20 protein-coding genes are annotated in these 23,147 nt (G+C 66.1%); 9 read left to right on the top strand and 11 right to left on the bottom strand.

Features of this window, described 5'->3' with window-relative positions; translation table 11 throughout:
• Position 1: 1 nt before the first annotated feature.
• The 7 genes from SB764_RS01795 (at position 2) to SB764_RS01765 (ending at position 8,860) form a co-directional block, all read left to right on the top strand.
• Positions 2–301 (top strand): hypothetical protein, encoded by a 300-nt coding sequence (locus SB764_RS01795; protein ID WP_083400879.1) that lies wholly within the window; start codon positions 2–4, stop codon positions 299–301.
• A gap of 10 nt (positions 302–311) precedes the next feature.
• Positions 312–2,036 (top strand): methyl-accepting chemotaxis protein, encoded by a 1,725-nt coding sequence (locus tag SB764_RS01790; RefSeq protein WP_410862452.1) that lies wholly within the window; start codon positions 312–314, stop codon positions 2,034–2,036.
• Between the two features lie 404 nt (positions 2,037–2,440).
• Positions 2,441–3,460: an alcohol dehydrogenase gene (locus tag SB764_RS01785; protein ID WP_110327054.1), complete on the top strand. Its 1,020-nt coding sequence runs from the start codon at positions 2,441–2,443 to the stop codon at positions 3,458–3,460.
• 285 nt (positions 3,461–3,745) lie between these two features.
• Entirely contained in the window at positions 3,746–4,552 is an 807-nt protein-coding gene (locus tag SB764_RS01780) for an IclR family transcriptional regulator (protein WP_074983138.1), read from the top strand.
• A gap of 357 nt (positions 4,553–4,909) precedes the next feature.
• Complete coding sequence (locus SB764_RS01775) at positions 4,910–5,998, top strand: phosphotransferase (RefSeq protein WP_410862450.1); 1,089 nt, start codon at positions 4,910–4,912, stop codon at positions 5,996–5,998.
• A 54-nt stretch (positions 5,999–6,052) separates the two neighbouring features.
• The gene (locus tag SB764_RS01770; protein WP_183716722.1) at positions 6,053–7,270 is read left to right on the top strand and encodes an acyl-CoA dehydrogenase family protein; all 1,218 of its coding nucleotides are present in this window, start codon (positions 6,053–6,055) and stop codon (positions 7,268–7,270) included.
• 18 nt (positions 7,271–7,288) lie between these two features.
• Positions 7,289–8,860, top strand: a complete 1,572-nt coding sequence (locus SB764_RS01765) for a class I adenylate-forming enzyme family protein (protein WP_410862448.1) — start codon at positions 7,289–7,291, stop codon at positions 8,858–8,860.
• A 27-nt stretch (positions 8,861–8,887) separates the two neighbouring features.
• Here the strand turns inward: SB764_RS01765 and SB764_RS01760 are convergent, their stop codons facing one another.
• The 6 genes from SB764_RS01760 to SB764_RS01735 all read right to left on the bottom strand — a co-directional run bounded on the left by SB764_RS01760 (position 8,888) and on the right by SB764_RS01735 (position 14,403).
• Positions 8,888–9,757 carry an SMP-30/gluconolactonase/LRE family protein gene (locus SB764_RS01760; protein ID WP_410862446.1) on the bottom strand — a complete coding sequence of 290 codons (870 nt, stop codon included), beginning with the start codon at positions 9,755–9,757 and terminating at the stop codon, positions 8,888–8,890.
• Between the two features lie 98 nt (positions 9,758–9,855).
• Positions 9,856–11,031: an ABC transporter substrate-binding protein gene (locus SB764_RS01755; protein WP_074983129.1), complete on the bottom strand. Its 1,176-nt coding sequence runs from the start codon at positions 11,029–11,031 to the stop codon at positions 9,856–9,858.
• A 56-nt stretch (positions 11,032–11,087) separates the two neighbouring features.
• Entirely contained in the window at positions 11,088–11,795 is a 708-nt protein-coding gene (locus tag SB764_RS01750) for an ABC transporter ATP-binding protein (protein WP_065064042.1), read from the bottom strand.
• Positions 11,779–12,546: an ABC transporter ATP-binding protein gene (locus tag SB764_RS01745; RefSeq protein ID WP_410862444.1), complete on the bottom strand. Its 768-nt coding sequence runs from the start codon at positions 12,544–12,546 to the stop codon at positions 11,779–11,781. The genes SB764_RS01750 and SB764_RS01745 overlap by 17 nt, the downstream gene beginning before the upstream one ends.
• Positions 12,539–13,537 carry a branched-chain amino acid ABC transporter permease gene (locus tag SB764_RS01740; RefSeq protein ID WP_110327050.1) on the bottom strand — a complete coding sequence of 333 codons (999 nt, stop codon included), beginning with the start codon at positions 13,535–13,537 and terminating at the stop codon, positions 12,539–12,541. Before SB764_RS01740 ends, SB764_RS01745 begins: the two co-directional genes overlap by 8 nt.
• Positions 13,534–14,403, bottom strand: a complete 870-nt coding sequence (locus tag SB764_RS01735) for a branched-chain amino acid ABC transporter permease (protein ID WP_065064046.1) — start codon at positions 14,401–14,403, stop codon at positions 13,534–13,536. Before SB764_RS01735 ends, SB764_RS01740 begins: the two co-directional genes overlap by 4 nt.
• Before the next feature lie 292 nt (positions 14,404–14,695).
• Between SB764_RS01735 and SB764_RS01730 the strand changes: the two genes are divergently transcribed.
• On the top strand, positions 14,696–15,478 hold the full coding sequence (locus tag SB764_RS01730; RefSeq protein ID WP_065064048.1) for an SDR family NAD(P)-dependent oxidoreductase: 783 nt from the start codon (positions 14,696–14,698) through the stop codon (positions 15,476–15,478).
• A 56-nt stretch (positions 15,479–15,534) separates the two neighbouring features.
• Here SB764_RS01730 and SB764_RS01725 read toward each other — a convergent pair whose 3' ends face one another.
• Both SB764_RS01725 and SB764_RS01720 read right to left on the bottom strand, forming a co-directional pair.
• Entirely contained in the window at positions 15,535–16,632 is a 1,098-nt protein-coding gene (locus SB764_RS01725) for a porin (RefSeq protein ID WP_065064050.1), read from the bottom strand.
• Between the two features lie 571 nt (positions 16,633–17,203).
• Positions 17,204–17,962 (bottom strand): SDR family oxidoreductase, encoded by a 759-nt coding sequence (locus SB764_RS01720; protein WP_321870585.1) that lies wholly within the window; start codon positions 17,960–17,962, stop codon positions 17,204–17,206.
• Positions 17,963–18,132: 170 nt separating this feature from the next.
• On the opposite strand from SB764_RS01720, the gene SB764_RS01715 reads away from it, so the two are divergent.
• On the top strand, positions 18,133–19,080 hold the full coding sequence (locus SB764_RS01715) for a GlxA family transcriptional regulator (protein WP_343665117.1): 948 nt from the start codon (positions 18,133–18,135) through the stop codon (positions 19,078–19,080).
• Positions 19,081–19,119: 39 nt separating this feature from the next.
• On the opposite strand, the gene SB764_RS01710 is transcribed toward SB764_RS01715, so the two are convergent.
• The 3 genes from SB764_RS01710 to SB764_RS01700 form a co-directional block, all read right to left on the bottom strand.
• Entirely contained in the window at positions 19,120–20,049 is a 930-nt protein-coding gene (locus tag SB764_RS01710; protein ID WP_065064056.1) for an HpcH/HpaI aldolase/citrate lyase family protein, read from the bottom strand.
• Positions 20,046–21,218 carry a CaiB/BaiF CoA transferase family protein gene (locus SB764_RS01705; protein WP_065064058.1) on the bottom strand — a complete coding sequence of 391 codons (1,173 nt, stop codon included), beginning with the start codon at positions 21,216–21,218 and terminating at the stop codon, positions 20,046–20,048. The genes SB764_RS01710 and SB764_RS01705 overlap by 4 nt, the downstream gene beginning before the upstream one ends.
• A gap of 122 nt (positions 21,219–21,340) precedes the next feature.
• Positions 21,341–23,092 carry an L-lactate permease gene (locus tag SB764_RS01700; RefSeq protein ID WP_074983121.1) on the bottom strand — a complete coding sequence of 584 codons (1,752 nt, stop codon included), beginning with the start codon at positions 23,090–23,092 and terminating at the stop codon, positions 21,341–21,343.
• Between the last annotated feature and the right edge of the window lie 55 nt (positions 23,093–23,147).

The following is a 23,147-nucleotide window of genomic DNA, read 5'->3' as shown; positions in this document are numbered from 1 at the left end:
CGTGACCACCAACGATGAGATGCTGCTGCGCTCGATGACGGCGCTCGTCAGTTCGCATGGCAAGGCCATTTCGCGCTTCGGCGCGAGCGTGGTCGTGATGAGCAAGTTCGCGGAAGCCGTGTTGCCGCAACTGTCCACGCAACAGGTCGAACGCACCGTCGAGGCGTTTCGCATGCTGATCGGCGAGGCGCTGGACGTGGCCGACAACGCCGTGTTGCCCGGCGACTATCGCGCCACGCTGCTCGAACAGAGCAACGTGCTGTTGAACCGTCTCGGCGGCAATGCCGCGGCGTCGCATTGAAGGAGGCGTCATGCGCAATCTGACGATACGCGCCGGCTTGCTCGCGGTGCTCTGCACGTTCGCGGCGATGCTGGTGATCGGGGCGGTGGTCGGCGTCGGCATGATCGGCCGCGCGGACGATGCCGCGAACCGCGTGAACCTCGCGGCGGGGGCGGGTGCGCTCGCCGATGCGATCGGCGGCCACTCGGCGCGCGCGCAGGCGACGCTCGCGCGCGCCTATGCGGCGCTGAAGGAGCAAAACGATACGTCGGCGCGCGACACCGCGCTTGCTGCCGCCCGCGATCTCGTCACCCAGGCCGCGCACGATGCGGAGACGCTGCGCGCCAATGCGCCCGCGGCCGAGGCTTCGTCGGGCAGCGCATCGGATTCATCGACGAATACCGCTTCGAACACGGCTTCGAGCGTCGCATCGGACACCGCCGCAAGCGCGCAATCGGCGCGCCGTGCAGCCGTGCTCGACGCGCAGGCCGCCATGAACACCGTGCTCACGCGTGCCGCCGACGCGCTGCAAACCGGCGACACCGCGGCCTACGCCACGCTCGCGACGGGCGAGATGGCCCAGACGGGCACGCAACTCGCCGCGAGCATCGCGGCCTTCCACGCCGACAAGGACGCCGCCGTGCGCGCCACGCTCGCGCGAGGCGAGCGCGAGCACGACTGGGTCATGGCGATGGTGGCGGTGGGCCTCACGGGCGCGCTCGCGCTCGTCGTCGTCACGCATCTCGCGCTGCGCAGGCTCGTGACCGCGCCGCTGGCGGTCGCCGTCGAAGCGCTCAACCAGATCGCGGCCAACAACCTCGCGGTGCCGATCGCCACGGGCGGGCGCAACGAGATCGGCCAGTTGCTCGATGCGATGCGTCGCATGCAGGAAGGCCTCACGCTCACGGTGAGCAACGTGCGCGCGTGCTGCGATGCGATCAACACGGGCGCGCGCGAAATCGCGGCGGGCAATCTCGATCTGTCGAGCCGGACCGAGCAGCAGTCGGCGTCGCTCGAACAGACGGCCGCGAGCACCGAGCAACTGACCGCGACGGTGCGCCAGAACGCCGAACACGCGAGCGAGGCGAGTTCGCTGGCGGCGCGCTCGGCCGAGGTCGCGCAGCGCGGCGGACGCGTCGTCGAAGAAGCGATGGAGACCATGGAGGCGATCACGCGCAGCTCGGGCAAGATCGCCGACATCACCGGCATCATCGACGGCATCGCGTTCCAGACCAATATTCTCGCGCTCAACGCGTCCGTGGAAGCCGCGCGCGCGGGCGAGCAGGGACGCGGCTTTGCGGTGGTCGCGGGCGAAGTGCGCAACCTCGCGCAACGCAGCGCGGCCGCGGCGCGCGAAATCAAGTCGCTGATCGACGAATCGGTCGAGGACGTGCGCGGCGGCCGTGCGCGCGTGACCGAGGCGGGCGCGACGATGGCGGAAGTGGTGGCGTCGATCGAGCGCGTGTCGGGGCTGATGAAGGAGATCGCGTCGGCGACCGTCGAGCAGAGCGCGGGCATCGAGCAGGTCGAGCAGGCCGTGACGCAGATGGATCAGGTCACGCAGCAGAACGCGGCGCTCGTGGAAGAGGCGGCTGCGGCGGCCGGTTCGCTGGAGCAGCAGGCCAACTTGATGGCCGACGCGGTGGCGACGTTCCGCCTGCGCTCCGATGGCGCGATGAGTGCGCGTGCGCGTCAATGGACGAGCGAAGCGGCGATCGAGTCAGCCGGAGAGGCGCAGCCGGAGTTTGCGGCGTAGGGCGCTTCGTGTTGTCGACGGTGGTGGGCGGCAACCCGGTATCGACGCGCCGCCGTCTCTAACGGCACGCTGCGCATGCGCATGCAAGGCATGGGCGCCGACTCGGGCGGCGAGCGACGCGCAGATGATCGTGTGAATAAATTAATCGGATTCCTGATTAATTGACGGCGCTCCCGCAGCCCTTGGCGAAGTGGTCGTGATCGAACCCTATTCCACTCTCCACGTGGAGATATTTGCTAAATATGGCTTGAATCTGTTCAGCAAGCCGACGCGCGACGCCGTCAAACCGCCAAAAACGCTGCCATGGCGGCCATCCACGCGGCCTGTCACCCTCGATCCGCGTATCCTCGATCACTTGCCAACCGGCACATCGCGGCCATTCCTTCCCGATCGAGGAGCAACGTATGCGAACGATGCAGGCAGTGCAGGTGACGAAAGCGGGCGGTCCGCTCGAACTCGTCGAGCGCGAGGTTCCGGCGCCGTCCGCGGGCCACGTGCTGATCAAGGTGCAGGCGTGTGGTATCTGCCATAGCGATTCGATGACGAAGGACGGCCTGTGGCCGGGGCTTGCGTATCCGCGCGTGCCGGGCCACGAAATCGCGGGCGTGATCGAGCAACTTGGCGCGGGCGTCGAGGGCTGGCAACCCGGGCAGCGCGTGGGCGTGGGCTGGCACGGCGGCCATTGCGGCCATTGCGAGCGCTGCCGCCACGGCGACTTCGTGCTGTGCCAGACGGCCCAGGTGCCCGGCATCAGCTACGACGGCGGCTACGCGCAGTACATGGTCGCGCCGCAGGAAGCGCTCGCGCGCATGCCCGACGACCTCTCCGACGTCGACGCCGCGCCGCTGCTTTGCGCCGGCATCACCACCTTCAACGCGCTGCGCAACAGCGGCGCGCGCGCGGGCGACGTGGTGGCGATACTCGGCATCGGCGGCCTCGGTCATCTGGGCGTGCAGTTCGCGCGCAAGATGGGTTTCGTCACCGTGGCCATCGCGCGCGGCCAGGACAAGGCGCCGCTCGCGAAAGAACTCGGCGCGCATCACTACATCGACAGCCAGGCGCAAAACGTCGCCGAAGCCTTGCTCGCGCTCGGCGGCGCACGCGTGATGCTCGCGACGGTCACGAGCGGCAAGGCGATGAGCGCGGCCATCGGCGGTCTCGGGCTGAACGGGAAGCTGATCATGGTGGGCGTGTCCGAGGAGCCCGTCGAGGTGCCGATCACGCAGTTCATCATGGGACGCCATTCGGTGCAGGGCTGGCCTTCGGGCACGGCTGCGGATTCGCAGGAAACGCTCGCATTCAGCGCGATGTCCGGCGTCAAGCCGATGATCGAGGAGTATCCGCTGGAGCGCGCCGCCGAAGCGTACGAGCGCATGATGAGCGGCAAGGCGCGCTTTCGTGTGGTGCTCAAGCCAGCAAGGTAAGCAGGATGACTAAGTAATTTTATGACGCGGCCGGATGGTTCATGCGGCCGCGCGCCGGATTTTTCCGGCGGCGCGATCCGGCTCACGCGCCCGCATCACCACCCCGCGCATTGGCTTGTCACCTTCCCGCATCGCATTCCCGCCCGGCCGCCCAGGCCGCCGCCGTACGCCAGGGTTCCCCACCCATTGACGCGCGCCGTCGATCCTGCGATACAGCATATAATTCCGCGAACCCAAAACCGTGCCCGTGCTCGCGGCACGCGCGCCCACTTCATTCTTATCGCAATGTCCGATACCGCGCCGAAGCCGGCTCGCAAAAGCGCCCACAAGGAAGATCGTCATTTCGTGACCGCGCTGGCCCGCGGGCTCGACGTCCTCGCCTGCTTTCGCGGCGGCGACACTTCGCTGACCAATCAGGAAATCGCACAACGCTGCAAGCTGCCGCGCTCGACCGTCTCGCGTCTGACCATGACGCTCACGAAGATCGGCTATCTGATCCACCTCGAAGACACCGGGCGTTATCGGCTCGGCACGGCGTGTCTGGCGCTCGGCAGTTCGATGCTCGCGCGTCTGGATGTGCGCAAGATTGCGCGGCCGATGATGCAGGAACTCTCGGAGTTCTCGGGCGGCACGGTATCGCTCGGCGTGCGCGACCGGCTCTCGATGCTCTACATCGAAAGCTGCCGCAGCACGGCGGCGCTGGCGCTCACGCTCGACGTGGGTTCGCGCATTCCGCTGGCCACCTCGGCCATCGGGCGCGCGTGGCTCGCGGCCGTGGCGCCGCGCGAACGCGACGACGTCATGGAGCAGATCCGCGAGCTCGACGACGTGGCGTGGCCGCACGTGCGGCGCGGCATCGAGCAGGGCGTGCGCGATCACGAGACGCTGGGCGTGACGTGTTCGTTCGGCGACTGGCAGAAGGATGTGAACGGCATTGCGCGTGCGTTCGAACCGGGCGGCGGCTTGCCGGTGATGGCGATCAACGTGGGCGGTCCGTCGTTTTCGCTCACGTCCGAATTTCTGCTCAATGAGGTGAAGCCGAGGCTGGTGCAGATGATCGGACAAATCGAAGCGGCCGTGGCCGGACGATAAGCACTCAAGCCGGCTGTAAAGAAACGCAAGCGCGACGAGCGGCTTGCGTTTTTTTTCGTCTGAATCGCGGTTGAATAGTTCGATATCCTGATCAAATTGGAGGCGATAATCTATTTGAAAGGCGCTCGTGCGGAGCCGAGCCGTTCCGCTGTCAACCCATGCCGATTGAATCTCCAGCGCGCTTCGCACTGGGGTTTTTCCCGAGCCAATCGCGCTTCATAGATCTTTACACACCGCTGCCGCACAGGCTAGCATTTCTGCAATGCAGAATTCACACCTGCTTTGCAGAATTTTCATGCGGCGTCAATCGGGCGGATCTGCGTCCCAAAGCGCCGCGGATGGAGGCTGCCCGAACCCATGAGTATCGATCTCCAGTCGAGCTTCAGCGGCACGCGCCCCGTCGCGGACGCGCATGTCTTCGACGTCGCCCGTCTCGCCACATGGATGCGCGAGCATCTGTATGATTTTGCCGGCGGCGTTCACGTCGAACAGTTCAAGGGCGGGCAATCGAATCCCACGTTTCTGCTCGATGCGGGCGGCGCGCGCTATGTGCTGCGGCGCAAGCCACCCGGCGTGCTGCTGCCGTCCGCGCATGCCGTCGATCGCGAATACCGCGTGATTCGCGCGCTCGCACAGACCGACGTGCCGGTCGCGAAGGCGTACGCGCTGTGCGAGGACGCGGCGGTGATCGGCTCGCCCTTCTATCTGATGGAGTACGTGGAGGGCCGCATCTTCTGGGACGCGGCGCTGCCGGGCATGACGCCGCAAGCGCGCGGCGCGATTTACGACGAAATGAATCGCGTGATCGCCGCGTTGCATTCGGTCGATCCCGACGCGATCGGTCTCGGCGATTACGGCCGCGCGGGCAATTACATCGAGCGTCAGGTCGCGCGCTGGACCAAACAATATCGGGCCTCGGAGACGGAGCGCATCGAGGCCGCCGATCACCTCATCGACTGGTTGCCGAAGCATCTTCCGGCGGGCGACGAACGCCGCATCGTGCATGGCGATTACCGGCTCGACAACGTGATTTTCGACGCGCGCGAGCCGCGCATCCTCGCCGTGCTCGACTGGGAATTGTCCACGCTCGGCCATCCGCTCGTCGACTTCGCGTATCACTGCATGATCTGGCATATGCAGGCGGGCGCGCGGTGTGGCCTGATCGGACTCGATCTCGACGCGCTCGGCATTCCCGGGGAAAAAGCCTATTTGCTGCGCTATTTGCAGCGTGTCGCGCGCGTCTCGCGCGACGACGTTTCCGAAGTCGATTGGGGCTATTACCTCGTCTTCAACATGTTCCGGCTCGTGGGCATTCTGCAGGGCGTGATGGCGCGCGCGCTGCAAGGCAACGCGTCGAGTGCGCTCGCACTCGAAACGGGCAAGCGCACGCGTCCGCTCGCGGAGCAGGCGTGGGCGCTCGCGCGCGAAGTCGATGCCATGCGCTAGCGCGGCGCGAGCCTCGCGCGACATTCAACCGGTCAATCCAGCGGAAATCAGCTTATGAACTTCGAACATTCGAGCAAGGTGAAGGATCTGCAGGCGCGGCTCACGGCCTTCATGGATCAGCATGTGTATCCGGCGGAGGAACAGTTCGCGGCCGAAATGGACGCGGCGCGCCGTGCGGGCAATCCGTGGCAGCCCGCGCCCGTGATGGAAAAACTCAAGGACAAGGCGCGCGGTGCGGGACTGTGGAATCTGTTTCTGCCTGCGCACGAATCCGAGGGCGGCCTCACGAATCTGGAATACGCGCCGCTGTGCGAAATCATGGGGCGCTCGGCCATCGGCGCGGAACCGTTCAATTGCTCCGCGCCCGACACCGGCAATATGGAAACGCTGCTGCGCTACGGCAGTGAGCCGCAAAAGCGCGCGTGGCTCGACCCGCTGCTCGACGGCACGATCCGCTCGGGTTTTGCGATGACCGAGCCCGCCGTGGCCTCGTCGGATGCGACCAATATCGAAGCACGCATCGAGCGTGACGGCGACCATTACGTGATCAACGCGCGCAAATGGTGGACCTCGGGCGCAAATGATCCGCGCTGCAAGATCCTTATTTTCATGGGTAAAACCGATCCGCACGGCGAGAATCGTCATCAGCGCCAGTCGATGGTGCTGGTGCCGCTCGATACGCCCGGCGTCACGGTGCTGCGTCATCTGCCCGTGTTCGGCTACGACGATGCTCCGCACGGTCACGCCGAAGTGCTGTTCGAAAACGTGCGCGTGCCGGTCACGAATGTGTTGCTCGGCGAAGGTCGCGGTTTTGAAATCGCGCAAGGGCGGCTCGGGCCGGGTCGCATTCACCACTGCATGCGATTGATTGGCCGCGCCGAACGCGCGCTCGAAGCCATGTGCAAACGCACCACGAAACGCACGGCATTTGGCCGCGCGATTGCGGATCAGGGCGTCACGCGCGAGCGTATTGCGAATGCGCGTATCCTCATCGATCAGGCGCGTTTTCTGGTGCTGCACGCGGCATGGAAAATGGACGGCGTGGGCAACAAGGCGGCGCGCAAGGAGATTGCGATGATCAAGGTGGCCGCGCCCGCGATGGCCTGCCAGGTGATCGACTGGGCGATTCAGGCGCATGGCGGCGCGGGTGTGAGCGACGATTTCGGTCTCGCGCGCGCCTACGCGAGCGCCCGCACGATCCGCCTCGCGGACGGCCCGGACGAAGTGCATCGCAACGCCATCGCGAAGATGGAACTCGCGAGCTATCTCTGATCAGCGGAGCACCACGACATGACTTCCACAGCAGCGCTCGACCAGCCGCCGTTCGAAAGCATCGGCGAGCAGATCCGCAGATGGGCGCGCGAGCAGGGCGATCACGCGGCGCTCGTTTGCGACGGCACGGTTTACAGCTACGCCGAATTCGACGCGATGATCGATCAGTGCGCGAGCGCCTTGCAGCGCGACGGCGTGAAGCCCGAAGACGTGGTGGCGATCTGCGCGAACGCGTCGCCGTGGTACGCGGCAGTGTTTCTCGGCGCGTTGCGCGCGGGCGCGGCGGTCGCGCCGCTGTCGCCGGCTTCGCATTCGGACAGCCTCGCGGGCATGATCGACAATGCGGGCGCGCGCGTGCTATTTCTCGATGAGCCGGTGCAGCGCGCGCTGGACGGCGCGGCGAAAGCGCCGGCCGTGCGCCGCGTGAGGCTCGACGCACAGACCGGGAACGCGGCGTTCACGAGCCTCGACGCATGGCTCGCCCCGCGTGGCCAGGCACCGCGCGACGTGCGCATCGAGCCGCAGTGGGCATTCAACATCATCTATTCGTCGGGCACGACGGGCATGCCGAAGGGCATCGTACAGTCGCACGCCATGCGCTTCGCTTATGCGCTGCGCAGCGTCTCGCGCGGTTATGGTCCCGAAGCCGTTACGCTGATTTCCACGCCGCTCTATTCGAATACCACGCTCGTGAGTTTCTTTCCGACCTTCGCGCTGGGCGGCACCGTCGTGCTGATGCCGAAGTTCGAGACGAAGCGTTACCTCGAACTCGCGCAGCAGCATCGCGCGACGCACACGATGCTGGTGCCGGTTCAATATCAGCGCTTGCTAGCGGAACCGGAATTCGATCGCTACGATCTCTCGAGTTTTATTTCGAAGTCCTGCACGAGTGCACCGTTCAATGCCGCGCTCAAAGCCGACGTGGTGCGGCGCTGGCCCGGCAGTCTCACCGAGTTTTACGGCATGACGGAAGGCGGCGCGTCGTGCGAGCTGTGTGCGGACGAGTTTCCCGCCAAGCTGCATACGGTCGGCAAGCCCATGCCTGGGCACGAAATGCGTTTGATCGACGCGGCGGGCGAGGAGTTGCCGCCGGGCAGCATCGGCGAAATCGTGGGGCGCTCGCCGACCATGATGACGGGCTACTATCGCCAGCCGGAGAAGACCGTTGAAGCCGAATGGCACGACCGCGACGGGCAGCGTTTCATCCGCACCGGCGATATCGGCCGCTTCGACGAGGACGGTTTTCTCGTGCTCATGGACCGCAAGAAGGACATGATTATTTCGGGCGGCTTCAATATCTATCCGAGCGATCTGGAGCAGGTGCTGCTCGGCCATCCGGCGGTGATGGAAGCGGCGGTGGTCGGCGTGAGTTCGCAGCGTTGGGGCGAAACGCCTGTCGCTTTCGTTACGCTGCGTGAAGGTAGTGGCGATGGCGCGACATCGGACGCCATCGCCGCGTGGGCCAACGAGCGCCTTGGCAAGATGCAGCGGCTTGCCGAAGTGGTGGTGGTCGAGGCGCTGCCGCGTAGCGCGATCGGCAAGGTGCTCAAGCGCGAGTTGCGCGATACGTTCGGGACGTCCGCGCATTGAGCGTTCGAGGGTTTGCGTAAGCCGCGCTCAGGGCAAGCCGGCGTGCGGCACGTCCACGCGCACGGCGAGGATGCGGCCCGCGCGTCGCGCGCCGTTCTCGGCGCCGATGCCGGGCGCGGCGCACAGAAACAGCGTGTGGCCGTCCTCGCCGCCGAGCGTGCACGCGTAGCATTGCTCGTCGCCCATCGCAATGCTGTCGACGATGCCCGCGCCTTCTTTCATGCGCAGCACGCGATTGCCGCGTGCGTCCGCCACCCACACCGCGCCTTCGGCATCGAGGCAGAGACCATCGGGATAGCTGCCGGCAAGGTCCGCGAACACGCGGCGGCGTGACAGCGCACCGTTGCCTTCCACATCGACATCGAATGCGCTGATGCGCTGCCCGAACGTTTCCGCGACGATCAGCGTGCGGCCATCGGGCGTGAGCGCCATGCCGTTCGGAAAGCGCAATTCGCGCGCGGCCACGCGCACGCTGCCGTCGGGTAGCACGCAGAGCAGATCGGTGGCGCGCTCCGGTTCGTCTGCATAGAGATTGAAGCCGAAATTGCCCACATAGGCGCGCCCGGACGGATCGACGAGCATGTCGTTGCACGGGCCCGGCACGTACTTCGAGAGATTGGCGTAGACGCGCGTCGCGCCGTTTTCGTTGCCGTTTTCTATCGCCAGTACGGTGCAATCGTGCATCGATACGGCCAGCATCGTGCCATCCGGCAGCCAGCCGAGTCCGCTTGGCGAATGCGGCACATGTGCCACCGATTCGAGCCGGCCGCTCGCGTCGGCGCACAGCACTTCGTGGCGAAAGAAATCGGAAAACCACAGCTTGCCCGCGTGCCAGCGCGGCGCTTCGGCAAAACACAGTCCTTCGACGAATACCTCGGGCGTTCTGGTGTGCGTCATGGAATCCTCGCGAGAAAAAAAACCGGCGCCGCGCTTGCGCGACGGCGCCGTTGCTTCATGCCGGTCGATTCAGTTCAAGGCGATGCGGTTCAATGCGATCACTTCGCCGAAGCGACCGAGTCGGGCAGCGCCTTGATGTTGCCGTTCTCGACCACGGCCACCACGGCGCGGCCCATCGTGATGCCGCCGCGCGCATCGACGCCGGTGAGGCCATGCGGATTGTTCTGCGGCGAGAGCGATTTCAGCGCCTGATCGTAGGCCTTGCGGATCGCGGCGGCGTCGGTCGTCGTGCCCGCGATCTTCATCGCCTGCGCGGTCGCCCACACGGCGGTGTAGTTCAGCGACGCTTCCTGCGTCGGCAGACGGCCCGCATGCGTCTTCGTGAAGCGCGCGACAAAGGACTTGGCGTCGGGCGAGGGATCGTCGCCGATCGGCATCACGCCAATCGAGCCTTCGAGCGCGCCGTAGCCGCCCGCGATCTTTGCGACTTCGTCGAGCTTGGCCTGGTCCATCACCGCGAAGCCGCCCTTGAAGCCGAGTTCGCGCGCCTGGCGAATGATCAGGCCCGTAGGTTCGGACGGGCCGCCCACGAAGATGACCTTGGGCTTCGCGGCCAGCACGCGGCTCACGCCGCTGTAGAAGTCGGTGGCGCGGTTGTACGAGAGCGGATTGTCGGCGACGACCTTGCCGCCCGCGGCTTCCCACGCGGGCTTGAATGCCGCCGTCCATGCCTTGCCGTAATCGGTGTCGGTGCTCGCGATGGCCACTTCCTTGCCGTACTTGCTCATCTCGTACTTCACGAAAGCAGGCGTGTACGAAGTGAATTCCGGCGGGATGCGGATCGTCAGCGGATTGCCGCGCGCGGCGAGCTGCGGCACGCTCGTGTAGGCGAGCAACAGGAGATTCTGCTGCGCGTTGATCGTCTGAACGGCGTAACAACCGCCCGAGTGCGGCACCAGCACGACCGGCGCGCTGTATTCCTGCGAAAGACGGCGCGCGTTGATGGCCGTTTCGCTCGGGTTGTACTGGTCGTCGAGCGCGACCACGTCGACCTTCACTTTCTTGCCGCCCACGACGAGCCCGGCCTGATTGATTTCGGCCACCGCCATCTGCATGCCTTCGAGCACGTTCTGCCCGTATTTGGCGGCGCCGCCGCTGAGCGGCCCCGAAAAGCCGATATGCACGGTGCTCTCCTGCGCCATCACGGGCGAGGCGACGATGAGCGAGGCGGCAAAGGTGGCGGAAAGCGCGAGGCACAGCTGCTTGACGATCATGTACGTGTCCTTGAGGGAGGGGCTATCGTTGAATGCGCGGGGCGAGCGTCGCGGCCTTATCCGCCCACATAGGCGCGGCGCACGGCTTCGTTGCCCGCAAGACTGTCGTAGTCGCCTTCGAGCACGATGCGGCCCGACTCCACGACGTAAGCGCGATGCGCGATCTTCAGCGCCGCGTGCGCGTTCTGCTCCGCGAGCAGCACCGTGGTGCCCGCGCGATTGATGCGCTGGATCACCTCGAAAGTCTGCTTGACGACGAGCGGCGCGAGGCCGAGCGAGGGTTCGTCGAGCAGCAGCACGCGCGGACGGCTCATCAGCGCGCGGCCGATGGCGACCATCTGTTGCTGACCGCCGCTCAGCGCGCCGGCCGGATCGTCCTTGCGTTTGACGAGATCGGGAAAGAGGCCGAATACGTCGTCGAGCCGCGTGCGATTGCCCGCGCGGTCGCGCCGATGCGGATACGCGCCGAGCATCAGATTCTTCAGCACCGAGAGCGCGGGAAACAGCTTGCGTCCCTCGGGGCAGTGGATCACGCCCGCGCGCACCACCTCGGCGGGACGCTTGCCGACGAGGTCGACGTCCTTGAGCCGGATACGCCCGGCGCTCGCGCGCGTGAGCGCACTGGCCGCGCGAAAGATCGAACTTTTGCCCGCGCCGTTCGCGCCGAGCAGCACCACGAGTTCGCCTTCGTCGGCGCGCAGATTGATGCCGTGCAGCGCGCGAAAGCTGCCGTAGTCGAGGCTCACGTCATTGAACGTCAGCATGGTCGCTCCCGAGATAGGCGTCGATCACCGCCTGGTTCTTGCGGATTTCGTCGGGCGTGCCCTCGGCGATTTTTTCGCCGTGGTCGAGCACCATGATCTTGTCCGCGAGATTCATGATCATGCTCATCTTGTGTTCGACGAGGCACACCGTCATGCCGCGCCGCGCGATCTTGCGGATCAGCGCCGCGAGGCCGTCGGTCTCCTCGGGATTCACGCCGCCCGCCGGTTCGTCGAGCAGCAGCACGGTCGGGTCGGTGGCCAGCGCGAGCGCAATCGCCACGCGCTTGCGCTCCTCCTGCGTGATGCCGCCCGCGGGCTTCGTTTCCAGATGCGCGAGTCCCACGAAGTCGAGCGATTCGCGCGCCTTGTCGCGGCACAGGCGTTCCTCGTGCTTGCAACGCGCGGTGCGCAGCAGGGCGTCCCAGAGATTCGAACGCGTGCGCAGACGGTGGCCGACGATCAGGTTCTCGAGCACCGAAGCCGTCTCGAACAGCGCGGTCGTCTGAAACGTGCGGGCCACGCCGAGCCGCGCCATCTGATCGGCGCGCAGGCCGGTGACGTCCTGACCGCGCAGCTTGATGCTGCCCGTGCTCGGCCGGTACATGCCGCTGATCAGATTGAAGAACGTGGTCTTGCCCGCGCCGTTCGGACCGATGATCGCGTTGATGCGGGCTTCGTCGATGCGCGTGCTGACGTCGCTGACCGCAGTCAGACCGCCGAAGTGTTTCGAGAGTGAAGCGATTTCAAGCATGGCCGTCTCCGCTGGACGTGGCGCGGCGCGTTCGCGCGGGCGCAACATCGCGCGTGGCGAGGCGGCTGCGCACGCTCTGATAAAGACCGACGAGACCGCGCGGCAGGAAGATCAGCAGCACGATCAGCAAGGGGCCGAAGACGAGAAAGCGATAGTCCTGCATGAACTGCAGCGACTGCGTGAGCCACGGCAGCGCAATCGCGCCGAGCAGCGGACCGGCCAGCGTGCCGATGCCGCCGACCACCACATACATCGTCATGTCGAAGGTATGGCCGATGTTGGCGAGATCGGGGCCGAGAAAACGCACGAAGCCCGCATAGAGGCCGCCCGCAATGCCCGCATAGAACGTCGAGATGAGGAACGCGAGCATCTTGTTGCGCATGAGGTCGATGCCGAGCGCCTGCGCGAGATGTTCGCTGTTGCGGATCGCCACGAAGGTATGGCCCACGAGTGAATTGACGATGCGGTGCATGATCCACATGCCCGCGGCGAGAAACGCGAACGTGAGGTAATAGAGCGCGCGCGGATTCTCGAAGGAGATCGGTCCGATCGAAGGCGGCGCGGCGATGCCGATGATGCCCACCACGCCGTGCGTGAGGCTGTCCCATTTCTCGATCGCGAGAAAGATGATGTAGCCCACGCAGAGCGTGAAGATCGCGAAGTAGTTGCCTTTCAGGCGCAGCGAAACGAGGCCGACGAAAAAGCCCAGCACGACGCTTACCACGCCCGCGAGTGCAAACGCGATCCAGAACGGCACCTGGTAATCCACGGTGAGAATGCCCACCGTGTACGCGCCCACCGCCATGAAGCCGCCGTGCGCGAGATTGAACTGGCCGGTGTAGCCGGTGAGCAGATTGAGGCCGATCGTCGCGAGCGCGAAGATGAAGGCCGTCGACATGACCGTGAGCGAATAATCGGAGCGCACGAGAAACGGCAGGGCGAGGCCGATCACGAACAGCGCGAGCCAGCCCAGATTGCGCGTAGGCATCATGATGCGCGCATCTCCCTCGAAAAGAGCCCTTGCGGGCGCAGCGACAGGATCGCCACGAGCAGGACGAATGCAATCAGGTCCTGGTAATCGGGCGAGACGTAGAAGGCGCTGAAGCTTTCCGCGAGCCCGATGATCAGACCGCCCACGACGGCGCCGGGCACGCTGCCCATGCCGCCGAGAATGATGATCACGAAGGCTTTCAGGATCACTAACTGACCCATCGCCGGATAGATCAGGTTGATGGGCGCGTAGAGCGCGGCGGCCACGGCGGCCAGCACGCCCGAGAGCGCGAAGGTGGCCATGCCCACCTTGCGCGGATCGATGCCCATGAGCGCGGCGCCTTCGCGGTTCTGCGCCACGGCGAGGATGGTCGAGCCGGCCACGGTGTGATGCAGGAACAGTTGCAGCGCGAGCACGAGGCCGAATGCGCCTGCGATGATCAGGAGCCGTTGGATGGGCGCGATCACGCCGCCCCATTCGAGCACGCCGGGCCATGGCGGCGACATGCGATGAAAGTCGGTGCCCCAGAGCGCCTGCGCGCCCGCTTCGAGAAACAGCATGAGGCCGATGGCGGCGATCATCGGCGCGAGTTCGGGCGCGTTGCGCAGCGGATGAAAGACGAGGCGTTCCGCGAGCACGGCGAGCACGCCCACGCAGAGCGCGGCGACCACCATGGCGCTCCAGTAGCCGAGGCCGAAGTGCGTCGTGAGGAAGAAGGCCGCGAAGGCGCCGACCATGTAGAACGCGCCGTGCGCGAAGTTGGGCACGGCCATGATGCCGTACACGAGCGTGAGGCCCAGCGCGACGAGGCTGTAGATGCCTCCGAGCGTCAAACCGTTGAGCACCTGCTGCAAAAACAGATCCACCGTGACCTCCGTGTGCGTCGATCGCCAGCACTTCGTGAGCGCTCATTTGGCAATGAATTCTGCAATGCAGTCAGCCTGGGGAAACTACCAGACCGATTCGCAAAGCGTGCTGATTTGCCGGATTGCTATCTCTAATAGATAAATTCTGCGATACCGCATCGTAAAAACAAGCGTGATTCGCCCGATTGACGCTCAGGGTTCATCTCTATAAATTCTGCAATGCAGACGTAAATTCTGCATTTCGGGCAATTCAGAACAAACCGGTAACGCTCACATCGAGAGGTGAAGGACGATGCGATTCAAGGACAAGGTGGCCCTCGTGACCGGCGCAGCCAGCGGAATCGGGCGCGCGACGGCACAACGGCTGTATGACGAAGGCGCGTGCGTCGCGCTCGTCGACTGGAACCGCGACGCGCTCGCCGAGGCCGCCGCGCAGTTCGACGCGGCGCGCGTCTGGCACGGCGCGCTCGACGTCGCGCGCGAGGACGAGGTGGCCGCGTGCGTCGCGCAGGTGCGCGAGCGTTTCGGCGAAATCGACGCGCTCTGCAATATCGCGGGCATCGCGGGCGGCGATTATTCGATCATCGCCGAAACCGATACGGCGGTATGGCAACAGATCCTCGGCGTCAATCTCATGGGCGTCGTGCATTTCACCAAATGGACCTCGCAGGCGATGATCGCGCGCGGGCAAGGGGCGATCGTCAATGTGGCGTCGGTGGCCGGCGTGCGCTCGGGCGCGGGCGGTAATGCCTATAGCGCTTCGAAGGCCGCCGTCATCAACCTCACGATGACGAGCGCCTGCGATCTCGCGCCGTGGGCGATCCGCGTGAACGCGGTCTGCCCCGGCCTGATCGAGACCGGCATGACCGCGCCCGTGTTCGACCGCGCACGCGAGCTCAACAAGATCGATCGGCTCGGCTACCGTTGCGAGCTGCGCCGTCCAGGCCGCGCGGCCGAAGTGGCCGCGGCGATTGCGTTTCTCGCCAGCGACGACGCCAGCTATATCACCGGCCAGGCGCTGCCCGTCGACGGCGGCAACACGGCTTCGCTGAATCTGCCCGGCATGAAAGTCTGAGCGCTGCGCGGGGTCTCGAAGCGCGCTCCGCGATGCGTTCGCGGAGCGCGCCGCGATCAGAACATATGGCGGATGCCGATGCTCGTGCCGACGGTCGAGCCGGTCACTTCGTTGAGCGCATTGTTGATCGACAGGCCCGTGTGCATGTTGCCGTGATTGTTCACGTAGCCCACCTGGCCGTAGAGCGTGGTGCGCTTCGAGAGGAAATACTGCACGCCGGTCGCGGCGAGAAGCGAATGATTCGAGCCTTCGTTGCCGTCGTGCGTGTACCAGACGCCCGCGTTGACGCTCAGGTACGGCGTGAAGAAGTAGCTCGCGCCGCCCGAGTACACGCTGTTGCTGAAGGAGCCCGCGACCTTGTAGAGCGCATAGGACGCGTACACGCTGAGGCTGTTTTCGAAACGGTAGCTCGCGCCGAGCGTGCGGCCCACGAATTCGACGGTGCTGGGCACCGGCGTGCTGGTCGCGCTGCCGCCCGCGTTGCCGTTGTAGAGCGCACCGGTCAGCGTGAGGCCGCCGAGGTGATAGCGCAGGCTCGCCGAATACTGGCGGCCCGCCTGGAAGTCGCCCGCCGTGCCGCCGAGCGCGAGCATGCCGGCCGCTTGCAGGCCGTAGATTTCCGGCGAGGTGTAGGTCAGCGAATTGCTGTTGAACAGACCCGTGACGTAGACGTTGTTCACGTAGCTCACGAGGCCGCTGCCGAAATACGACATGCCGCGCGGGTCGGTGTCGTAAAGCGAGAGGAAGAACGGCGAGAATTGCAGACCGGCCTTGACCGTGCCGTACGCGCTGCTCATGCCGACCCACGCCTGGCGGCCAAACATGTTGCCGTTCGAATTGTCGAAGCCGCCGTTGGCCACGCTGATGCCGCTCTCAAGGGTGAAGATCGCGCGCATGCCGCCGCCCAGATCCTCGGTGCCGCGCAAGCCGAAGCTCGATCCCGTCATGCCGCTGTCGGTGAAGGAGAACTGGTGACCCGCGTTTTGCCCCGTCGTCGTGTTGAGCGTATGGCTCGTGTAAAGCAGCGAGCCGTCGACGATACCGTACAGCGTCACGCTGCTCTGCGCCTGCGCGGCGCCCGCCACACCCAGCAGACCCGTGGCCGCGACCCCGGTCGCAAGCAGTTTTTTGCGTAGCGTATTGCGTTTGGACATTTTGGAATCCTGATTGTCTGAATGGATTTGGGATGCGGCAAAACAGCGGGATTCGAACGACTTCTTTCGCGGTACGTCAGGGCACACGGACGCGGCGTGCGAACGCCGTCCATGCGCGTGGCGGTGGATGCCCGTGGGGGCGCCGCCGGCGATGCGTCACGCGGACGCCATCACGGGGATTGTTGCGGTGAAGCGGGAAGGGATGCCGTGCGGGCGAGGCCAGTTGAGCGGGCGCGATCGTGTCGGCGCGGCGCGAAACTGTGGCGGATTGCAGGTTGATGCAGCTGCTCGTTCACCGATTGCCTCTCCGTAAACCCGATGGGCTTGCAACGTCATCCACAGGGATGTCAGACGTGATTATTTTTGTACGGTCGTACGGAAAGTGTCACCCTGGGGGAAACGTGGGGTGCGTTGCGGCAAAGGCGAAAGATGCGGTAAGGCGGGGGTGATGGCGGGGTGTTGGCGGGGTGTTGGCGGGGGGGATTGATGCGCCGCGCGCGCTGATCGGCGAGTTGATCGACGTCGCTTTTTGACGTGATTTTCGTCGTGCGCGCGCGGTGCGGAAACGTTTTTAAACCGGCAGCGGGTCGTCCACGACGGCCTGATTGAACTGCGCGATGAAGCCGTGTTCGTTCACGCCGGGGTTCGCGCGGAACGCCTTCGCGGACTCCACCAGTACTTCGGTTTGCGCCTCGGGCAGCGCGGCCAGCGTTTCGGCGATGAAGGCGTCGAGCGGCATCGCGCGCGGGTCGCCGCTCTTGCGGATCAAATCGGTGTCCACCCACGGCGGCGCGATTTCGAGCACGCCCACGCTGGTGTCGCGAAGCACGAAGCGCTGCGAGAGCGTGTACGAATGGATTGCCGCCTTGGTCGCCGAATAGAGCGCGGTGGCCGCGAGCGGCACGTAGGCGAGCACCGAACTGTTGTTGATGATGGTTGCCTCGCGCTGCTGCTTGAGATGCTCGATGAAGGCGGCGCTCACGCGCACCGGGCCGAGCAGATTGGTCTCGATCATGCGCACGGCCTGGGCGTCGTCGAGTGCGCCGCCCGCGTCGTCGAACGGCATGATGCCCGCGTTGTTGATCACCACGTTCAGCGACGGATGGCGCGCGATCACCTGCTGCGCCACGGCGCGGATCTGCGCGGCGTCGTTGATGTCGAGCTGCACGGTGTCGATGCCCGGGTTCGCGCGCGCCACCTCGTCGAGCAGCGCCTGGCGGCGACCCGCGATGATGACCTGGTTGCCGAGCCGATGGAACGCTTCGGCGAGACCGCGTCCGATGCCCGAGGTGCCCCCCGTGATGAAGATCGTGTTGCCGGTGGTTTTCATGATCGTCTTTCCTTGTCGGATGAAGTTGGAGCCAGCGCGCTGTCGAACCCGTCCCATGGCGCGATGTCTTGCTGCCATTCTGGTCCGGATTGACCGTGGCCGAAATGACGTATAGGGTAGTGATTCAGGACATAAGAAAAAAACCACGGCCATACGGCGAGGAGCGGGTCATGCATCGCATCGGTTATCTGCTGTGCGACGGTTTTCAGGTCATGGCGATCGCCACGCAGACCGTTTTCGAATTCGCGAACGAAGCGGCCGGCAACGCGTTCTACACGTTAGAAAACTATTCGATCGCGGGCGGCGAAGTGCGCTCGTCGTTGGGCATGAGCGTGCGCACGCTGCCCGCGCCGCCGCGCCGGCAGATGGATACGTGGATGGTGGCGGGCGTGATCGATCCGGTCGCCAAGCCGGCCTCGGAGGAGGCGCTCGCGTATCTGCGCCGCGCGAGCGCGCGCGCGCGGCGCGTGGCGGGCATCTGTACGGGCGGCTTCGTGCTGGCCGAGGCGGGCTTGCTCGACGGGCGCCGCGCCACCACGCACTGGGCGATCGCGCGCGAGATGCAGGCGCGCCATCCGGCGGTGCGCGTGGAAGAAGACCGCATCTATATCGTCGATGGCACGGTGTGGACCTCGGCGGGCATGACGGCCGGTCTCGATCTCGCGCTCGCGATGGTGGAGAAGGATCTGGGCGCGGACGTGGCGCGCTCGGTCGCGCACAAGCTCGTGATGCATCAGCGCCGCTCGGGCGGGCAGTCGCAGCATTCTGAAATGCTCGACCTCGCGCCCAAATCGGACCGCATTCAAAACGCGCTGGATTATGCGCGGCGCAATCTCGGCTCGCCGCTGACGGTGGAGACGCTGGCCGAGGCCGTGCATCTGAGCCCGCGTCAGTTCAGCCGCGTGTTCACCGCGGAAACGGGGCAGTCGCCCGCGCGCGCGATCGAGGGATTACGGCTCGAAGCGGCGCGATTGATGATCGAGCAGAGCGCGCATCCGCTCGATACGATTGCTCGCGAAACCGGCTTTCGCGACCGGCGCCATATGCGCGAGGCGTTCATGCGCGGTTTCGGCGTGCCGCCGCAGGCGGTGCGGCGCGAGGCGCGCGCGGCGGGGTGAGGCCATGAAGCGGCGCGGCGAACGCGTGCCGCCGGTGCGTCAGGCGTCCGCCATCGCCAGCACGCGTTGCGCCATGCGCACGTTGGCGAAATCGACGAGCTTGCCGTCGAGCGAGACTGCCGCGAGCCCGGCGGCTTGCGCCGCCTCCAGCGCTTCGATCGTGCGCCGCGCGTCGCGCACTTCGTCGTCGGTCGGCGAGAAGGCGGCGCGGGTCGGGTCGATCTGCGAAGGATGAATCACCTGCTTGCCGTCGTAACCCATCGCGGCGGCCTTCAATGCCCACGCGCGCGTGAGCACGGCGTCGCGGAACGCGCCGCACGGACCGTCGATGGCGCGCAGACCGAAGGCGCGCGCGGCCACCAGCAGACGCATCATCGGATAGGTCCAGAGATCGAGCGCGGTCGTGCTGTAGTGGCCGTCGTCGGTCTTCGCGGTGTGCGCGTAGCCCGCGTGCGCGCCGCCGATCTCCACCGTGCGCGCGCCGATCGACGCCGCGAAATCGCCCACGCCGAAATGCAGCGCCACGAGCCGTTCGCTCGACGCGGCAATGTCGTCGACGCAGACGAGACCGCGCGCCGTTTCAATCAGCGCTTCGATGGCGAGGGGACGATGTTCGGCGGCGCGCTCGCGCAGCCGCCGCTCGACTTCGTGCACCGTCGCGATGTTTTCCACCTTCGGCACGAGCACTGCATCGAGGCGGGCGGCGTCGCGCACGAGCGTGTCCACTTCGTGCACGGCGATACCGTGCGCCGTCGTGTTGATGCGCACCGACACCCACTTGCCCTGCCAGTCGAGCGTGTTGAGCGCCTGAACCGCGCCGTCGAGCGCTTCGCGTTTCTTGTCGAGCGGCACGGCATCTTCGAGATCGATGAACACCGCGTCCGCCGCACTCGCCGCCGCCGATTGCAGCATGTTTTGCCGATGCCCAGGCACCGCGAGCACGGTGCGCGTCACGCGCGGCGCGTTCATGCTTCGCTCCGTTGCGCGGCGCGTTCGGCAAGCTCCGCGAGAATGGATTCGGTGTGCTCGCCCACGGCGGGCACCGGACCCATCACGGGCTCCACGCCCGCGATCGTCACGGCGGGCAGGAACATGTCCATCGCGCCGCGCTCGGTGTCCACGCTGCGATAACGATCGCGCTCGACGAGTTGCGGGTGCTCCAGCAGCGCCTCCACGTCGTTCATCTTGCCGTTGGCGATCGCGGCGCGGTCGAGCCGCGCGAGCACTTCGTCGCTCGTCCACGCGGCGAAGCGTTCGGTGATGCCGCGTTCGAGCGCGTCGCGATTCGCGAGGCGCAGCGAGTTCGTCACGTAGCGCGGATCGGTCGCGACGCTCGCGTCGCCGAGCACGACCTCGCAGAAGCTGCGCCATTCGCGTTCGTTCTGCACGCCGAAGAACACCGTCTTGCCGTCGCCGGCCGCGAACGGTCCGTACGGCGCGATGGTCGCGTGGCGCGCGCCGCTGCGCGGCACGGGTTCGCCGCGTCCGCGCGTGTAGTAGGCGGGGTAGCTCATCCACTCGGTCATCGCGTCGAACAGCGAGACTTCGAACGCCATGCCGCGGCCCGTGCGCGCGCGCTGATGCAGGCCCATCAGGATGCCGTTGAGCGTGTACATGCCGGTGGCGATGTCGGCGATCGCGAGGCCGCATTTCGAGGGCGTCTCGGGCGTGCCGTTGATCGAGAGGAAGCCGGTTTCGCACTGCACGAGCAGGTCGTAGGCCTTCTTGCTGCTGTACGGGCCGCCGCTGCCGTAGCCTGAAATATCGCAGGCGATCAGGCGCGGGAAGCGCTCGACCAGCGACTTCGCGTCGAGGCCCTGACGCTTCGCCGCGCCCGGCGCGAGGTTCTGGATAAACACGTCGGCGCGCGCGAGCAGCGCTTCGAGCGTCTCCTGACCTTGCTCGTCCTTGATGTCGAGCGCGAGGCTTTCTTTCGAGCGGTTGGTCCAGACGAACTGGCTCGACAGCCCGTCCATCGCGGTGTCGTAGCCGCGCGCGAAATCGCCCGCGCCCGGACGCTCGATCTTGATGACGCGCGCTCCCCAGTCGGCGAGATGGCGGCTGGCGAGCGGCGCGGCGATAGCCTGTTCGATCGAGACGACCGTGATGTCGGCGAGCGGGAGAGCGGAGTTATGCATGACGTCGGGTTTCCTTGCTAGTGTGCGGCGCGGCGGCTTGCGCATCGATGAATCACGCGGGCCGCGCGACGCGAAATACGGGTCTGGCTATACAGCGTGAAAATGATTTGCGACAACGTGCCTTACGGCACCATCCAGCCGAGCAGCGGCGTGGACTGCGCCCAGACGAGCAGGCTCAGCGCCGCGATCATCAGCACGGTCCAGCCCGCGACGCGGCGAAACAGCATGCCCTCGCGGCCGACGAGGCCCACCGCGACCGCGCCCACGGCGAGGTTCTGCGGCGAGATCGCCTTGCCGACCACGCCGCCCGAGGTGTTCGCGGCGGTGAGCAGAATGTCGGAGAGGCCGGTGTGATGCGCGGTCGTCAACTGGAGCATGCCGAACAGCGCGTTGGCCGAGGTGTCGGAGCCCGTGAGCGCGGTCGCGAACCAGCCGAGCACCGGCGAAACCGGCGCGAAGGCGGTGCCGGCGCGCGCGGCCCAGATGCCGAGCGTCACGATCTGCCCGGAGAGATTCATGATGTACGCGACGCCCACGACGCAGCAGACCGTGAACACGGCCCAGCGCAGTTCGTGCAGATTCTTCACATACGCGCGGGCGGCGGTGCGCACGTCGAGCTTGAGCAGCGGCACCGAGAGCGCGCCCGCGATCAGCACGATCGAGCCGGCGGACAGCAGCCATTCGAATTTCGCGTTGACGGCGGACACGGCCGCGCCTTTCGGATCGACGACATGCAGGCCGGGCCACGCGAACGCCGAGGTCAGCGCGCCCATCGCGTGTGCCACGAAACCGATCTGCGTGGCGGCGACGACGAGAATCACGGCGGCGTAGGGCGCGAGCGCGCGCAGCACTTCGGCGGTGGAGTCGCGCGGGGTGTCGGCGAAAGCGTGACGTTGCGTATGTCCTTGCGTCGTGTGTTGCGCGGCGGATTCGAACGACGCGCCGCCGCCCGTCATCGGCATGGCGAGCGCGCCGCCTTGCAGGCCCGCGCCACGTGCGTCGCGCGCTTCATGCGCGGGTTGCGCGCCGCCACCGGCCGCGGCGAGATCGCTGCGCAGCACCGCCGGCGACCACAGACGCAGAAACGCGATCGATGCGCCCGCGCAGAACAGCGCCGCGACGATATCGACGAGTTCGACTGGCAGCGCCATCGAGCCCGCGAACTGCGCGAACGCGAAAGCAAAACCGGCGACTGCGGCGAGTGGCCAGACTTCCTTGAGTCCGCGCCGGCCGTCGAGAATGAACACGAGCATGAGCGGAATGAACAGCGAAAGCAGCGGCGCCTGGCGTCCGACCATCACGCTGATGTCGTGCACCGGCAGGCGCGTGATCTTGGCGAGCACGGTGATCGGCAGGCCGAGCGCGCCGAACGCGACCGGGCTGGTGTCGGCGAGCAGGCAGACGGTCGCGGCCTTGATCGGCTCCACGCCGAGCGAGATCAGCAGCACGGCGCAGATCGCGACCGGCGCGCCGCCGCCCGCGAGTGCTTCGAGCAGCGCGCCGAAGCAGAACGCGATCAGCACGGCCTGCACGCGCTGATCGGGGCTCACATGGGCGAGTGCGCGGCGCAGCACGTCGGCGTGGCCGCTCGCCTGGGTGAGCTTGAACAGCCAGATCGCGTTGATGCCGATCCAGATGATCGGGAAGAAACCGATGGCCGCGCCTTCGAGCGCGCCGCTCACGACCTGGCCGCCGGGCATGCCGTAGACGAACGCGGCCACGATCATCGACACGATCAGCGAGGCGAGCGCGGCCCAGCGCGCGGGCAGGCGCAGCACGCCGAGCAGCACGAACAGGGTCAGGAGCGGGAGGGCCGCGAACGCGGCGGAAGCCGCGACGGAATGCGCGACCGGATCGAATATCTGGGTGTACATGCGTCTCCTTCGAACGCCTCACGGACGTTTTCTATCGAATCGAAGGAGACAATCT

Origin of the sequence: Paraburkholderia sp. SIMBA_027, from assembly GCF_046535315.1 — a bacterium.
GTDB classification, from domain to species: Bacteria; Pseudomonadota; Gammaproteobacteria; order Burkholderiales; family Burkholderiaceae; genus Paraburkholderia; species Paraburkholderia tropica.
This window is presented reverse-complemented; position numbering and strand designations above follow the sequence as displayed.

Bases quoted from the DNA above. Each gene is read 5' to 3' on its own strand.
- SB764_RS01790 (WP_410862452.1), top strand. From the start codon at position 312: ATGCGCAATCTGACGATACGCGCCGGCTTGCTCGCGGTGCTCTGCACG.
- SB764_RS01785 (WP_110327054.1), top strand. From the start codon at position 2,441: ATGCGAACGATGCAGGCAGTGCAGGTGACGAAAGCGGGCGGTCCGCTC.
- SB764_RS01780 (WP_074983138.1), top strand. From the start codon at position 3,746: ATGTCCGATACCGCGCCGAAGCCGGCTCGCAAAAGCGCCCACAAGGAA.
- SB764_RS01775 (WP_410862450.1), top strand. From the start codon at position 4,910: ATGAGTATCGATCTCCAGTCGAGCTTCAGCGGCACGCGCCCCGTCGCG.
- SB764_RS01770 (WP_183716722.1), top strand. From the start codon at position 6,053: ATGAACTTCGAACATTCGAGCAAGGTGAAGGATCTGCAGGCGCGGCTC.
- SB764_RS01765 (WP_410862448.1), top strand. From the start codon at position 7,289: ATGACTTCCACAGCAGCGCTCGACCAGCCGCCGTTCGAAAGCATCGGC.
- SB764_RS01760 (WP_410862446.1), bottom strand. From the start codon at position 9,757: ATGACGCACACCAGAACGCCCGAGGTATTCGTCGAAGGACTGTGTTTT.
- SB764_RS01755 (WP_074983129.1), bottom strand. From the start codon at position 11,031: ATGATCGTCAAGCAGCTGTGCCTCGCGCTTTCCGCCACCTTTGCCGCC.
- SB764_RS01750 (WP_065064042.1), bottom strand. From the start codon at position 11,795: ATGCTGACGTTCAATGACGTGAGCCTCGACTACGGCAGCTTTCGCGCG.
- SB764_RS01745 (WP_410862444.1), bottom strand. From the start codon at position 12,546: ATGCTTGAAATCGCTTCACTCTCGAAACACTTCGGCGGTCTGACTGCG.
- SB764_RS01740 (WP_110327050.1), bottom strand. From the start codon at position 13,537: ATGATGCCTACGCGCAATCTGGGCTGGCTCGCGCTGTTCGTGATCGGC.
- SB764_RS01730 (WP_065064048.1), top strand. From the start codon at position 14,696: ATGCGATTCAAGGACAAGGTGGCCCTCGTGACCGGCGCAGCCAGCGGA.
- SB764_RS01725 (WP_065064050.1), bottom strand. From the start codon at position 16,632: ATGTCCAAACGCAATACGCTACGCAAAAAACTGCTTGCGACCGGGGTC.
- SB764_RS01720 (WP_321870585.1), bottom strand. From the start codon at position 17,962: ATGAAAACCACCGGCAACACGATCTTCATCACGGGGGGCACCTCGGGC.
- SB764_RS01715 (WP_343665117.1), top strand. From the start codon at position 18,133: ATGCATCGCATCGGTTATCTGCTGTGCGACGGTTTTCAGGTCATGGCG.
- SB764_RS01710 (WP_065064056.1), bottom strand. From the start codon at position 20,049: ATGAACGCGCCGCGCGTGACGCGCACCGTGCTCGCGGTGCCTGGGCAT.
- SB764_RS01705 (WP_065064058.1), bottom strand. From the start codon at position 21,218: ATGCATAACTCCGCTCTCCCGCTCGCCGACATCACGGTCGTCTCGATC.
- SB764_RS01700 (WP_074983121.1), bottom strand. From the start codon at position 23,092: ATGTACACCCAGATATTCGATCCGGTCGCGCATTCCGTCGCGGCTTCC.